Genomic DNA, 13,736 nt, shown 5'->3' on the forward strand with positions numbered 1-13,736 from the left:
AAATGGTGGAGGCGAGGGGGATCGAACCCCTCTTTTCTTATTAGCCTATAATACACAGAATTACAGAAAAACTCACCATAAGCTATTTACTTCAATACCAGAATTCTACCTTGGGGCAGAAAAGCAAGAAATTTGCGAACCCATTGCAAACCCTCTTTTGCTTTGAATCAGCCTTACTCATCCAAATATCGGATGACTCCGCCCACCGGAATGCCCACTCGCGCCTTTACGATCTTGAGGCTCGAAATCACCGCTGTTCCCGAAAAGGTCATTCCGCCGAAGGCAACGCAGTTTCGTGAGGGAAAGCGCAATTCTTCCTTCCCAGTGTGCAAGACAGAATATGCCGCCTGCGCGCCGTGCATCTGCAGAACCATGGTGCGCGCCCATGGAAAGGGAATCTCCCCTTCTGATTCCAAGCCCGCCATTTTGATGGTCGCGTGCGTTTCGGTCTGTCGCCAGAACATGCCTTTGAGCGGATTCTCTGCAGAGATTGTGAACTCGGTCAGCTCTTTCAAGCGGAGCACGATGGCCCAGTCATGAACCGTCTGCCCTGCCGAATGGGGAACCGGAGGGGCCACCCGAAACAATTCTCTGACCCGGAAGGAACCATCGGTGAGCTTGATGAGATTGTCTTCCACGACAACCCCCGAGACCTCCGTGATGGCATGTTGGGAAAGCCCGAGGTCAACGAGCCCATGACGACCCTCCAATCGCAACTGCGGCCAGGAATGTTCATTCTGGTAAAGTCTGCTCATACGGGAATGCTTTCGTCTTCGTTGAAAAGCGGGTCGCTTGCATCAGGGTCGTTAATCGGCTGGTGATAACGGCGGGCGGGAATTTTTACGATGGCGGTCAAATCCGCAGCGGTCACAAACAAGGGAGAATCGGAAGCCATCATCACGATGTCGAAGACCTCCATGGGCTCGCTTCCGTTGCCAAGGCTCATTTGGATGGTGCTCCCCAATCCCACCTGATCGAGCGGCTCGGATTCATTGTAGCCATCGACGTTGAGATTTCCGGACACATCGACGCCACCGTCACCTGAGACCGTGTAAGCGATAGTACTCAAGTCATGGTAGCGCTCGGAGCGGGAAATCACCCGCGCCCCGACTTCGGAAAATTCGTGCGTGTCGAGCACCGCATCCGCCGCCAAACAGGCGTAGGCGTAGAAACGCATGTCGAAGGTTTTTCGCCCCCCGGCCCGGGCGGTCTCGGTCAAAGCGCGATAGCCTTCGAACTCCACTTCCCCAGTGACCAGATTGAATTCCTCTTCGGCCGATTCCATCGCCTTGCGAATCACCTCCGGGATTCTTGCCTTCAAGTCCTCGTTTTCACTCAGAATGTAGTATTGGCCCAAGAGAGCGCACCCCACACACTGATAGCTGGTGTCCTTGGCCCAGCGCTCGGGGTTCACCCCGTTCTCGGCCTGTTTGTTCATACCCATTTCCAACAGGACTTCGCCAGAGGCCTTGATGGCATCATCCTCGAGCAAATGACCGGCTAGCCAAATCCCCCAGCCGCGAAGGAAGAAGCGGTGAGTGAAGGGCTCCAAGGTGTCGGCATAAACCGAAGGGTCATCTTCCGGATTCCAGACGGCGGGGTCTCCCAGCCACTCGGCCAGAATGCGAATTTTCGGACCCCAATCGCTTGGCCGCAGATTGTAGTAGGTGTCCAGGTAGCTTTCCCACTGGGTGCCATGAACCTCGTCGCTTTCCCGCAGGCATTGGAGAATATTGGCAGCCGCTTCCAAGAAAAAGGACGACGAATGAAGCATGTCTCCAGACTCGAATCCCCCGAAGTTCGGATCCTCTGGGTCCGTGACTTGGAACTGCCACCCCCAGTTGATGAACCGAATGGCCCGCTTGACGTTGCCGTCAGCATTCCGAGGGAACTCCCCCGTCTCGTCATCGGCGACATCGTCGCCCACTTCGGGAAGACCGAGCAGGCCCGCGATGGCGCAATCACGCGCCCAACGCTGGTTCTCGATGATGAGTCTACCGATTCCCCGCTCTTCCCAATCTCGATTTCGCCCAATGGCCCCGCCCACATTGTAGTTGGACGTGCTACGCGGCCAATAGCGGGAGAGCGACCGGTTGAGAAGCGGATGGGCGAAAAGCTCGATCAAGCGGGTAGGTCGACTCGCGCTCACATGGTAAGAGTGCCGGGGAAAGGAAGTGGCCGTCCCCCATGCAGAGAATTCCAGACGGGTGTTGTAATCCCTTGCGGCCCGATAGGCGGAGACCTTGCCGGTCCCCACGCCGTCGATTTCGAAGAAGGTCTGCGCCTCTCCATTGAGAACATCACGAACGGTGACGTGCGCATAAAAGTGGTCCGTGCTGGGCGGAGAAACTGGGCTCAATTTTGCAGGCGTTCCCGAGGTTTGCGCCGGAATCACCAGCTTCTGTTTCTGACGCTTCTCATCGAACTCCAACGTAGCGGGCGGATTGGAGAGGACTTGGATTTCCCGACCGGTGATATGGCATTTGAAGCTCTGCACCTGATTGCCGGTTTGGAATTTGAAGAGCCCCTCCGGAATCATCGCGAACTCAACCTTTTCTCTCAGGTCCTTGCGGATGTATTGCAGCAGGTTGTGCCCCATGGCCTGCACGTCCGTCAATTCGAAGCCCGTGTCGTCGATATAGGATGTCGAATCATGGCTGGAGACCCCGCCCCCATATTTCTTTTGCCAGAAAAGCGAAATTCTCCGAAAGGTGTCGGGATGAAGGGTATAGGGAAGGAACACAAACGCCGCGATGGTGATGTCCGCATGAGCCGAGCTGCCTGAGTTGTTTCCCAAGTAGACTTTCGTATCGCCCAAGTCAGGATCGTAGTCGATGGCATCGCCAGATTCGACGATGTCGTATGGGCCGGTATGCGTGCGCAGCTTGTTGCGTCGATCTGAGTAGGTCAGCCCTGCGGTTGTCCATTGGTTTGTCAGCACCTCGAAACGTCCGGAGAGCGAAAGGTCGTCGGGAGGCGTATTCGTCCAGCCGACCACCGCCCGAAACTTGTTGTCGCGAAAGGCCAGCTTCAGGTGGTCCTTGTAGAAAATGTAATAGTTGTTCCCGTCGTCTGGAATGCTATTGCGGCGGATGAAGGTCATGACCGTGAACCCATCAGCGGAGTTGACGTTGTAGTTCTCAGGGTCATCGGTGTTATCCCACTCTCCGACGATTCGGGTAGGATCTCCCAAGTCGTCCACGGTGCGGATGGCGTCATGTCCTGCCGGAGTGGCTTCAATCGAGTTGTCTGCCAGCAGCCAGTGATCACGAGCCTCCTGGGCAATGGTTCCCCGGTCCAACGGGCCAGTTTCCCCGCTGATGCCATCGCTACCCTCCCACCACGAGACGGGCTTGAATTCCCGGTTGGTGGAACGCTCGATGTCTCCAGCAAGGCCGACCTTCTCCGAGGCGAGATAGAGGTTGAAACGTTTCGCCGCTTCTTTCTCCCAAGCCTCGGACACCTCGATTTCCAGAGATCGGGTTGTGAGAATGAGTTCTGCAAAGTAAGTCTCAGCCCCGGGCGTGGTGTCGCCGCCAATGTCGACAAACTCACCGGGAGAAGTGAAGCCCCCGGACACGCGCACGAAGCGGCCATTGAGCCGGAAGTAGGCCTGCGCCTCGGTCACGGTTTTCAGTTCCGGACGGTCATTCCGATCATGGGTGAGCTTCTCGGTTTTGACTGAACCTTTCAACACCATCGGCACCAGGTTATTGACGGAACAATAAGGCTCAAAAGTGACCGCCGAAGGAAAGAACGCTCCTATCTCACAGGTGTCTCCAAGTTTGAGGCGATGATTGCCAGCGGCCTCAAAGTCCATCACATCCACGCCGGGCGCATGACCCGCCCCCGCGCCGAGCACAGCCCAAACCTGCTCGATGTCGTCGCCTAAGTGCACGGTGACCGCCGGATTGACCACCACGGGGCAGCCATTGATGAGACGAAGCTCTGGCGTTCCGATCTCGATGAACTCGGGCACAAAACCCGGGTCCACGAAAGCTTGATTGTAGAGCCGCTTCACCGTGGGCGATGTCTCGTTGGCCAAGGTGGCAATTTCGTCGCGAGAGAAACAATCCACCTCTCCGCTTTCCACAGTGCTCACCCGACACAGCGGGCCCGCATAGGATTCAATAGCGCGCGAGAGAGAAAAGGCCGCCTGTTTTCCAAATCGCTTCATCAGGAGGGCTCGGGCAAATATTCGTAGTAAACATAGACATCGACGCCCGCATCATTCCAGCTACTGGCGCTGACCTCCAATGTTTCGCCGTTGGAGTCATCAATCGGAAAGGCAGAATCCGGCAGAAGAATATCCTTGGCCCCCCGCCGTAGCTCGTAGCTATTGACCAAGCGCTTGCCCGATACCTTGGCGGTGATGGAAAGGCCATCGACGGCAATGTTATCGAGCCCGATTCCCCCGGATTGAATGAGGACAATTCGCGTGATCAAGACGCCCTTGGGCAGGGTCCAGACGGTTTCCCCATCGGCATCGAACGAGGCGATTTTCCGGGCGTTGTAGCCCAACGAAAAAGCGGTCGCCTCTTGGTCTCCCTCTTCGGTGAGTTCCAAGGCGTGAACTTCCACAGAAGCATTGGTGATGTTGCCTGAGTTGTCGGACTTCCCGCGCATCCGCATCAGGTCGGTGGTTCCCACCCGGAAGGTAAAGCCATGGAAGGTATTGGCATCCGCGTTCTCATTCATCGGAATCCAAGCGAGCAACTGCTCCCCGGAATTCGGGAAGAACTCATGCCCCACAGTCAATTGCCCGGTCTCCGAGAGAATGATGTAATTGGGCGGATAAGGGTCCGGGGCTGCCAAGGTAGGGGCCGCATGAGGACCCTTGCGAACCTCGATGACGTAGCTTCCGAAAGTCGTTTTATCACCGTCACCATCGGTATGGATGGCATAAATGAAATAGAGCTGGCTCGCTTTGGAGTCTGGCACCTCCAATGCCGCATCAGCCGCATCCCATGACGCTACAGCCAGAGAGCCCCCGGTTCTCCAGTCGCTCGCAGTGAAACCCCCATCGCAATCCCCCGAGTCGAGATTGAGAACCATGCGTTTCGGCTCCGCCTCGTCATCATTGGCCGCCCGCACTACGAGCTCGATGTTGCCAATATCGGACGCAGTCAGAAAACTGCCATCCTGCCTCTCGAGAGCGAACTCAATTTCGAGGTCATCCCCCCGCACCCAATAAGGCCGCTGGCCGGTGTTTGCGTCGAGAGCTGCACGTGATGAGTTCTTCTCCGAAAAAAGAATGCGACAGGTGTGGCGGGACATGACTACTCAGAAAGAGGAGAGGTGATGATGGTGCGCTTGGGGCACTCGGGCAGTTCACAGGGTAGTTGTTCACGCACTTTCAACTCGGCTACAGAAACTGTCAGGGAAGTGATCTTCTCATCCTGACTCGCCAGCTCCTTCTTCAATTCTCCCCGCTCCTTTCGGCATTCCGCAATGGCTTTCCGGGTCCAAAGGCAGAGGAGACCGAAGAGAAAAATCACCGCGAGGATGAGGAGCTTTTCCCACTCGGTGATTTCGAAATCTTGAACGTTGAAGGAGGCGATCATGAGGGGTCGAGAGTAGATAGTGCGCGCTTGATTGCCGTGAAATAGAGCATGGCCAGCCTGTTCGCTCCCAACCGGGCAACAATGGCGCGGTGTTCAGAGTTCGAGCAGTCCCAACACTCGGTGAGCACACAAGGAGCTTTGGCGGAGACGAGGCTTTTGCCGCCCCGGTCACTCCCCCGGCGCGATAAGAGGCGGCGTTGACCCGGGAAGACGGCCCCACACACATCGAGGAAGGCTTGCCCGACTTTCTCGCCAGCCTGTGAGTCCCTGAAAACGACCATCTCCACCCGACCCGCTCCGGCGAGCCAATTGAAATGCAACTCGATGACCATTTCAGGATTCCACGCATTCACCCGACGGTAGCATTCGAGGATTTCAGCCGAGTAGCTGGCGAGAGGTTGGCGACGGAAGACGTGGAGGTCAATTTCCTCATCATCATCGGCGAGCTTGGCCATGAGGTCGGCGACTTCACCATTGAGTTGGTATTCGCTCGCGTTGACCGGACCCTCTGCGAAGGCTCCCGGCGCTTTTGAATTATGCCCCACGACGACCGCAACTTTGCGAGCTCCCGGCGTGGATTTCGAAACGTTCGACTCCGGCACCAGAAACGCCCGCAGCATGTCAGCCGCTTTGCCAGGGAGGGAATTTTCCGAAAGCCAAATGGCTGTCCAAATGTCCCGCTTGGAGATGGTGACTGATTCGCTCATTTCTGTGCGTTGATTTCGGCGATGCGGCGGGCGAGGTAGCCGCCGGTGTCTATGGTGCGGGCGATGTCCTCGGCAGTGGGGGTGCAGGAGGACAAGGCCAGCGCCAGGGCGATGGTTGCGATTCCCTTCATGGCCTTACTTTGCGAGGGCTTCCTTGGCGGCGGTGACGGCATCGAGGATGGCCTTCGTGCTGCGGAGGCCCGCGCTGGCGAGCTCGCGGATTTCCTGCTCGTCGAGGTCAGCGAGTTCGTCGTCGATTTCATCAACATCGGCGATGGCATGCTTGACCGCTTCGAAGGGCTCGAAGGCGTGCACGAGGTCGGAAATAGCGAAGCCATCGGCGGCCGCTTCTTCAACGGCGTTGGCGGTTGATTCGACAGCTTCGAAGACTTCGAGGGTGTTGGTGATTCCTTTTTGCATCCCCTCAGAAAGGGCGGGTCTCAGGCGGCCGCGATGAGCTTGCGGGTCGCGCGGTAGAGCATGGGCAAGACGGACTTTTCCGCCAATCCGAGACGGGCGGCCATCTCCTCCGGCGTTTCGCCATCGGGCTCGAGGTAGACGGTGGTGACAATCTCCCTTTCGCGGGCCGTCAGCAACTTCAAGAGGCTGGCATCAAAGGCGAGGTGTTCCTGTTCCTCCTCTCCGCAGGCCGCTTCCTTGCGGGTCTCGTGACCATCAGCACTATCGGCCTCGTTGCCGAGGGGGGCATCGAGGCTGTCTTCGTCTTTCCACAGCTTGCGGGCCTCACGGTTCACGCCCTCGCGAATCCACAGATAAGCGTAGGTCACGAAGGGCGCGGGCTTCTTATAGCCGGGCTTGTGCATCGGTTTCCAGCGCTCGGCCGCTTTGCGAAGCCCCATCAGGCCAGACATGAAGAGGTCGTGTTTGTCGCACTCCTTGGCATTCATGCGCTCGACGTGCTGGACCACGGCGCGCAGGTTGTGGAGCACGAGCTTTTCGAGCGCCTCCTCTCCCCGGCGCCCGCCCTCATCGCGCTGTCTGGCCAAAGCGCCTTCCTCCTGCCAATCCAAGACCGGATGCGTGGAAATGATGTCGTCCCAGTGTGAGAGCCCTCCCTTCATGCTTTCAAAAAGGAGCCTATTCCACCGCCGGGTAAACCCAAGGGCCAAACTCGCCAGCAGAGAGACGGGCGCGGAGGCGGACGACAACCATCACATGACTCCGGAAGTCATAAGGACCATCGGTCAGGCTCTCATCCTCGAAGTCGAATGCAGCCGTTTCGACACCGGGCACGATTTCGCGGGTCTCGGAGATGGCGACAATCCCCCACGGCCCGGGAACGGGGGCGGGTTCGGGCGGGGGCTCTTCTCCCGGTTCGGGGGGCTCGGGCTCGGGATTGGTGTTCTGCTCGCGGCTCTCGACCCGCAGGGCAGCTTCAATCTCGATGGCTTCGAAGCTCGTGGCCGGGTCGGTCCAATTCAGGGAGAGACTACCGGCCCTGTGGTCGTCATCGGCAAAGATGGGAGTCAAGGCATAGGTGGCAGCGGTGGGAACGGTCTTGTCCCCCACTCCCGGCAGATTGGTCTTCGCATTCTGCAGGTCGCCTTCCTGTGTGGCCGGGTTCCAGTCGTAGACCTCCGGGTCGTGGCGCTTGAGGGTCAGCTCAGCGGTGATGGGCATTCCCGGTAAAATCCGATGGTCGATCACGCGAAAAGTCTCGTCGAAGCCGAAGATATTGGAGACGAGGCGCACGTTGTCCCAGGGCTTCACATCCAGGGCCACCACGAGGGGCACTTCCACAGTCATGGTTTCATCGCGGCGACTTTCCTGCAGGAGGATGTTCGCCACACGCTGGGCTTGGCGATGGTCGTTGACCATTTCCAAATCAAGTTCCAGCCAATTGACCCGCCCGCCATCCTCACCGATGGCCACAGCATCTTTCACGATGGGGAACTCGGTGGGTTCATCGTAGCTCTGCGGGCCGATGAAGGTTCCTTTGGCGGCGTTGGAGCGGTCGCGGTCGCTGCCGGAAAGGCTGCGGGTGAAAGCTCCCATGAAGTCGTCATCGGTGAGGGTGAGAACAGGCTCGGTCCACGCCCCAGCGTGGATGTAGTAGGTCCCGCCCCACTCCACCACCGCCCCCGCCATGGCATTGATGAAGGGGGTGAGCCACTTTTCCCAGTCGCCATCGAGCTCGATGTAGCCGTTGGCAGTGTATCGGGGCGACTCGCTGGCGTCTTTGTTAGTGACTCGCTCATCACAAATATCAGCGGCGGTGGCGAGGGCGGTTTGGTCGATGTTCTCGCGGGCGACTCCGAGGTAGCTTTCGAGGATGTCGGCGATGATGAGCGCGGGATTCATGGTCCAGCGAGTTTGACTGTCGCGGGGGTCATAGAGCTTTCTCCCGAAGACTTCCGCCGTCACGTTGGGGATGAAGCTGGTGAAGACACTGCTCTTATAATTGAGCCGCAAGTAAAGATAGGCCTGCCCGCGCGCCCGGTGGTCGTTAGTCCAATTGGTGTTTTCGCTCACGGCGTTTGAATCCGCGCTCTGGGTCGGGCTGCCCAAATGCTTCTTGATGCGGCTTTGATGGGCCGCCGAACTGTTCTCATCACGATTGATCACATTGCGCAAGCCATTGACCACGGTGGAAAGGAAGCCGCCCCCGCCTGCGGGTTCGGGCAAGGTCACATCCCCCACCGCCTCGACGTTTTCGGCATTGTAGCGCACATCGCCGATGGCCTCGACCTCATGACCCGCGAGAACAAGCATCTCATGGAGGTAGTCATTATCACTGCCGGTGCCATTGATGTAAAAGAGGGTGCCGCCCTTGGTGGTGTAACCATAGACCACGTGCTGGGCGGTCTCCGCGCTGCGGACATTGCCGCTGCGGCCCTTGGCCTCTTCTCCCTTCTGACCCTTGGGCTTGGGCGCGAAAAAGTAGCTCACCGCCGAAGCCGCAAGCCCTCCAATCAAAGCCCCGATGACGATGGTTTCGAGGCCGGCCAGGATTAGCGGTTGGTCCATGCGGCGAGGATTTCGGGCTCTTCGGTGAGGTGCAGGGCGGGCGCTTCCATGCGGGAGATGGCTTTGCCTTCCGAGAAAATGCCGATGGCTTTTCCGCCCAGGGCTTGCTCGCAGCGATAGAAAACGATGTCGCCATCCTGCGGGCTATCGGTGCGGGACCAGTTCAGATCGGCGAGGGCTTGCGCACCGATGATTTCCATTTTGAGGGCTTGGCGCTTGGCTTCACCGTAGGTGATGGGCCGGAGCTTCACCGCCTCCTTTCCCGCGAGGTGGTTGACCCAGCCAGCCACGAAGGCCGCACAATCGGCGGTGCCTCGGCAGAATGGAGGCAGGGGCTTGGCAAGGTAGGCTTGCAGGGAGGTGGGTTTGGTTTTCTTGGGCTCGCTGGTTTTCTCACTCATCGAGTCCAGAAAGCGCGAGAAGAGTTTATCCCTCTACCCCCCGACTTTAACGGCGAAAACCCCGAGTTCGTATCCAAAAACCCCGAGTTCATCGGAATATCACCCGAGTTCGCCCAGAAAATGCCGTCTCGATCCGATATCGTTGCGTCTCGATTGCTCTCCAATGGCGTCTCGATTTCGATTTCCGCCAAAAAGTGCCGTCTCGATCCTATTTTTGTTGCGTCTCGATTCTTACCGATAGAACGCCCCTTCTTGGCCCCATTTCACTTCCACGCCGCTCGCGAGGTAGCTGAGGAACTGGAAAGCCCGGTCGCCGGGGTAGTCGTCGCGCTGCTGGGCATCGGTCCAGCGCTTCACGCTGCGCTTGCCCCCTGCCATCAGCTCCGACTCGATTTTGAGGGAGAGTTCGGCGGAGGCCTTCGGGTCGATGCGGTATTCGAGCACATCCATGAAATAGCGCCGTTCCAAGGTGTGGATGACCTCGCCAAAGCCATCCTTAAAAAAGGCGAGGATGACCCGCGCCCGCCGCCCCTTGTATTCATTGGGCTTCACATTCTGGAAGCGCGGCACGGGCTCGCCATTCTGGAAAGGGATGTTGATGGCCAATTCAAGACCGTTGGCGCGGAGGTCTTGCGAGGACTCCAGCGGAGAGAGCTTGCCGAGTTGGCCGACCGGGTTCCATATCTCGCCCTCGAAGGCCAGCGGGGTGACTCCGGTCCAATAGCGTTCGGTGCCAAAGGTGAAATCCAGCTCAACGAGGTTGGCGGCTTCCACCCGGCCAGAGGCAAGGGCAGTGCGGGCTTCAGGAGAGAGAAGAGACATTTTAGAGAGCTTCGATGAGGTTCATTCCGGTGCTGTGGCGCTGGCCGGCCGCTTGGCGCTCAAAGACGCTTTCAGGGCTGGCCAGTCGCCAAAGTCCGGTGGGGTTGAAGAGTTTGACCTCGGTTTCGGCTGCGTAGTCCTCGCGGAGATTGGGCCAGACGGTGAGGGTGGCATTGCCGCTGGGGTCGCTCGCGACAGTATCGAGCACACGGTAAAGACGGTCGCCCAATTGCAGGTAGTCGCCTGCCAAGAGTTGCGCGGGGTGATTGGGCTGCCAACCGCTGGTGGTGAAGGTCTGGGCTCCGGCGATGGCGGTGACCACCTTGGGCACTCCCCGGGCTCGGCCCATGGGCAGAGAATGGAATGGATCGCCGAAACGAAAGACCCCGGCCCCGCCGCGCAGTTTCAGCAGGAACGCTTCGAGTCGGCTCCCGGTTTCGGACTCGTGGGTTTTGAAGTCGACGCGCATGGCGAGCATCTGGCCGGGAAAAACCTGCACCTCTTGCCGGAAGTTGAACTCATTGAGGCGCGAAGCCACGGCCTCGCGGGCGGTGATGGATACTCCGGCGATGCAAATCCCCTCCGGAAAATCGAGGATGGTTTCCCAAGTCTGCGGCATGGGTCAGAAAGCGCGAATTAAGCGCGGCTCCCTCCCCGGCGCTCCCGCTCGGTTTGAGCCTTGATAGCAAGCGCGACTGACTCGCTTTTGATTCTCGCCACGATATCCTCCGAAGGATTCCCGTTGATTGTTAGATTTACGGTCACCCCTCCCATTGACTGCCCCTTGGTGTGGTCGATGACGGTCTCGTTGGGGTGGACGATGGCGGGGATGCCACCCTTGCCATCCACTCCCCCGGTGCGGGCTCCCATGCCAGTGAAGCCGCCGCCCTCGAAGCTCTGCAGGTTCGTCCCCTTGATGGTAGAGACGATGCCCGCCGCCTGTCCAGCCACGGTAGCCGCCGCTCCCAGGTTGGCCGGGAATGGCAACGACAGCGCATTGGCAATGCCCTGCTGAATCTTGATAATCGACTCCGCGATGGCGAAGCCCTTGGAGACCGCGAAGAGTCCCTGATAAATCCCCGACTGCTCGCCCGCGAAAGACCGAGTCAAGCCAAGGATGGCGTCGAAGCTCTGCCCAAAGCCCGCGATTTGCTGGCTGCGAATGTCCGCGATTTCGTTGGTCCGGCGAAGCTCCAGGTCTTTCGCAACTTGGGTGTGCTCCAATTCCCGTTCGGTGAGAAGCGCCAAGCGCTCGTCGTAGAAGCTCGCGATGGCATCAATTTCTTGTCGACCGGGAATGAAGATTTCCCCCGGGCCATCGCCAAAGCCTCCAAGTCCGCCCCGGGTTTGTGGGGCCTGTTGCACGAGGACGGGGCCTTGCCCTCCCATCACCCCGCTGGCGCTGGCGAGAACATCGCGGGCCGCTTGTTCGGCAGACTGAGCGGCGAGAGGCGCACCGGTGGCGATGCCCATGGAGAGGCCTGCCATCGCGAACTTACCCAGCTTGGCGAACTCCCGCGAGGGCGAGCGGATGCCCAGCTTGCTTTTGACCGCATTGAGGGCATTGCTGGCCGCATTGGTCGCGGCATCGGCCACGCTCTTGGCACCGTTGGCGATGCCGCTCTTGATGCCGTCCATGATGGCCCCGCCCAGCGAAGCCCAGTCGATGGAGGTGAAGGCGGTTTTGATGTTGCCCAGGGACTCCTTGACCTTTGCCAGCATGAAGGAAGCGACATTGCCCACGATTTCCTTAAGGCCTTCCCAAGCGGTCTTGTTGCCCTCGAGGACATCGGCCACAATGGCGAAGTTCGCCGCGAGGCCCGCGAACCAATCCCCGATCAGACCGGTGAGGGTGTCGATGACCGCACCGACGACGATTTGCAAGGACTGCCAAGCGCCTTCGATGCCGCCCAAGGGCTCGAGGAAGCCATTCAGCCAGCCGATGGCTTCTTGGGTCCGCTGTCCAAGTGCCGCCACCACGCGCCCGAAGGTCTCGCGAATTGAAGCGAAAGAAGCCGAAATGCGGGCGATGGTCTCGGCGTTGCGTTCCCGCCAAGCATCGAAGGCCGCAATGGCGTTTTCCTTGAGGGAGAGGGCTGCGGCTTTGACGGTTTCCCAATTCTGGACCAGCAAGAAGCCCGCTCCCGCCACGGCAGCGATACCGGCCACGATGGGCGCGAAGCTGACCCCAGCCGCGATGCCTGCAATTGTGGAAACAGCTCCGGCAAGCTGGCCGAAGACGAAGAGGGCGGGCCCAGCAGCTGCGGCCGCACCCGCGATGGCTACCCCCATGGCCACAGTCTTGTTGTCTGCCTTTTCCAGCGCGGTGATGGCTTTGTCCAGGTGCGGGGAAATCTTTTCGATGACGGGCAAGAGAGCTTCCCCGATGCGCTCGGAAAGGTCTCCGATCCGATTCGAGAGCTGCTTCATGGGTCCCAGCCCCGCCTCCGCCGCCGCTTGTGCCGCGCCTCCGTATTGCTTCTCCAACTCCTCGAGGATGAGCCCTTGCGCTTCCGCCATCTTCCCGCTTTCGGCGAGAGCTTTGATGGTCTCCCGCTGGCTGTCGGAGAACTGGATCCCCGACCGCGAAAGCGCAGAGAGGTTCTTCACGGGGTCATTGAGGGCCTTGCCGAGTTGGATGGAAGCACTCTTCAAATCGCCATCGAGGCGGGTGGCGAGGTCGAGGGCAGCTTGCTGGGTGCGCTTGAACTCATCGCCCGCAATGTTGGTGAAGGTCTGGAGCTGGGCGGTGACATTGGCAAGGATGTCTTCATCTCCGAAGAGGCTCTTGGTCTGGAGGCGCGAGGCTTCCTTCTGCAAATCCTCGAAAGAAATCTTGGCCGCATTGCCCGTGGACTTGATGGCCGCTTCCACCTGCGCCAGTGCTTTGGCTTGGGTGTCGAAAGCTTTCAACGAAGCACCGAAGCCCGCGACCACGGGCACGGTGAAGGCCACGGTGGCCGCCTTTCCCGCATTCTTCATGTCCCGCTCAATCTTGGCGAACTGCCGGGAAATCTTTTTCAGTTCCCGGCTCGCCTTGTCTTCGGCGGTGATTTCGATGGAGGCTTTTGCTTTCGATGCCATAGGGCGGGCGGGGCTAGCGGTTTTTGGGCGGGTTCAGGTAGGAATCGAGGTCGTAGTAGGAGAGCCAGTTGAGGGCTTCAGCAGCGGGCATCCGGCGGACAGCGGCGAGGGAGATTCCCCGCTTGTCGGCGAGGAAATAAATCACGCTCGCCATGCTGAAGCGCGCCCGG

Annotated in this window: 14 protein-coding genes; all 14 read right to left on the bottom strand. The window is 59.1% G+C overall.

Going from position 1 to position 13,736, the window contains the following annotated elements; translation table 11 throughout:
- Window positions 1-173 precede the first annotated feature (173 nt).
- Window positions 174-755 carry a hypothetical protein gene (locus tag JIN78_RS13070; protein WP_200392427.1) on the bottom strand — a complete coding sequence of 194 codons (582 nt, stop codon included), beginning with the start codon at window positions 753-755 and terminating at the stop codon, window positions 174-176.
- Entirely contained in the window at window positions 752-4,177 is a 3,426-nt protein-coding gene (locus JIN78_RS13075; protein WP_200392428.1) for a hypothetical protein, read from the bottom strand. The genes JIN78_RS13070 and JIN78_RS13075 overlap by 4 nt, the downstream gene beginning before the upstream one ends.
- Window positions 4,177-5,277, bottom strand: coding sequence for a hypothetical protein (locus JIN78_RS13080; RefSeq protein ID WP_200392429.1), 1,101 nt, complete (start codon window positions 5,275-5,277; stop codon window positions 4,177-4,179). The genes JIN78_RS13075 and JIN78_RS13080 overlap by 1 nt, the downstream gene beginning before the upstream one ends.
- A 2-nt stretch (window positions 5,278-5,279) precedes the next feature.
- Window positions 5,280-5,564, bottom strand: coding sequence for a hypothetical protein (locus JIN78_RS13085; protein WP_200392430.1), 285 nt, complete (start codon window positions 5,562-5,564; stop codon window positions 5,280-5,282).
- Window positions 5,561-6,271 carry an N-acetylmuramoyl-L-alanine amidase gene (locus tag JIN78_RS13090; RefSeq protein ID WP_200392431.1) on the bottom strand — a complete coding sequence of 237 codons (711 nt, stop codon included), beginning with the start codon at window positions 6,269-6,271 and terminating at the stop codon, window positions 5,561-5,563. The genes JIN78_RS13085 and JIN78_RS13090 overlap by 4 nt, the downstream gene beginning before the upstream one ends.
- Entirely contained in the window at window positions 6,268-6,402 is a 135-nt protein-coding gene (locus tag JIN78_RS17575) for a hypothetical protein (protein ID WP_267907074.1), read from the bottom strand. Before JIN78_RS17575 ends, JIN78_RS13090 begins: the two co-directional genes overlap by 4 nt.
- A gap of 4 nt (window positions 6,403-6,406) precedes the next feature.
- Window positions 6,407-6,691 carry a hypothetical protein gene (locus JIN78_RS13095; RefSeq protein ID WP_200392432.1) on the bottom strand — a complete coding sequence of 95 codons (285 nt, stop codon included), beginning with the start codon at window positions 6,689-6,691 and terminating at the stop codon, window positions 6,407-6,409.
- Between the two features lie 20 nt (window positions 6,692-6,711).
- The gene (locus tag JIN78_RS13100; RefSeq protein WP_200392433.1) at window positions 6,712-7,353 is read right to left on the bottom strand and encodes a sigma-70 family RNA polymerase sigma factor; all 642 of its coding nucleotides are present in this window, start codon (window positions 7,351-7,353) and stop codon (window positions 6,712-6,714) included.
- Window positions 7,354-7,369: 16 nt separating this feature from the next.
- Window positions 7,370-9,259 carry a phage tail protein gene (locus tag JIN78_RS13105; protein ID WP_200392434.1) on the bottom strand — a complete coding sequence of 630 codons (1,890 nt, stop codon included), beginning with the start codon at window positions 9,257-9,259 and terminating at the stop codon, window positions 7,370-7,372.
- Complete coding sequence (locus tag JIN78_RS13110; protein WP_200392435.1) at window positions 9,244-9,660, bottom strand: DUF6950 family protein; 417 nt, start codon at window positions 9,658-9,660, stop codon at window positions 9,244-9,246. The genes JIN78_RS13105 and JIN78_RS13110 overlap by 16 nt, the downstream gene beginning before the upstream one ends.
- 231 nt (window positions 9,661-9,891) lie before the next feature.
- A complete protein-coding gene (locus tag JIN78_RS13115) occupies window positions 9,892-10,482 on the bottom strand; it encodes a hypothetical protein (RefSeq protein WP_200392436.1) in 591 nt (196 codons plus the stop codon).
- 1 nt (window position 10,483) lies between these two features.
- Window positions 10,484-11,101 (bottom strand): hypothetical protein, encoded by a 618-nt coding sequence (locus JIN78_RS13120; protein ID WP_200392437.1) that lies wholly within the window; start codon window positions 11,099-11,101, stop codon window positions 10,484-10,486.
- 17 nt (window positions 11,102-11,118) lie between these two features.
- A complete protein-coding gene (locus JIN78_RS13125; protein ID WP_200392438.1) occupies window positions 11,119-13,566 on the bottom strand; it encodes a phage tail protein in 2,448 nt (815 codons plus the stop codon).
- A 13-nt stretch (window positions 13,567-13,579) separates the two neighbouring features.
- Window positions 13,580-13,720: a hypothetical protein gene (locus JIN78_RS13130; protein WP_200392439.1), complete on the bottom strand. Its 141-nt coding sequence runs from the start codon at window positions 13,718-13,720 to the stop codon at window positions 13,580-13,582.
- Window positions 13,721-13,736 lie beyond the last annotated feature (16 nt).

The organism is Roseibacillus ishigakijimensis (genome assembly GCF_016595415.1).
GTDB classification, from domain to species: domain Bacteria; phylum Verrucomicrobiota; class Verrucomicrobiia; order Verrucomicrobiales; family Akkermansiaceae; genus Roseibacillus; species Roseibacillus ishigakijimensis.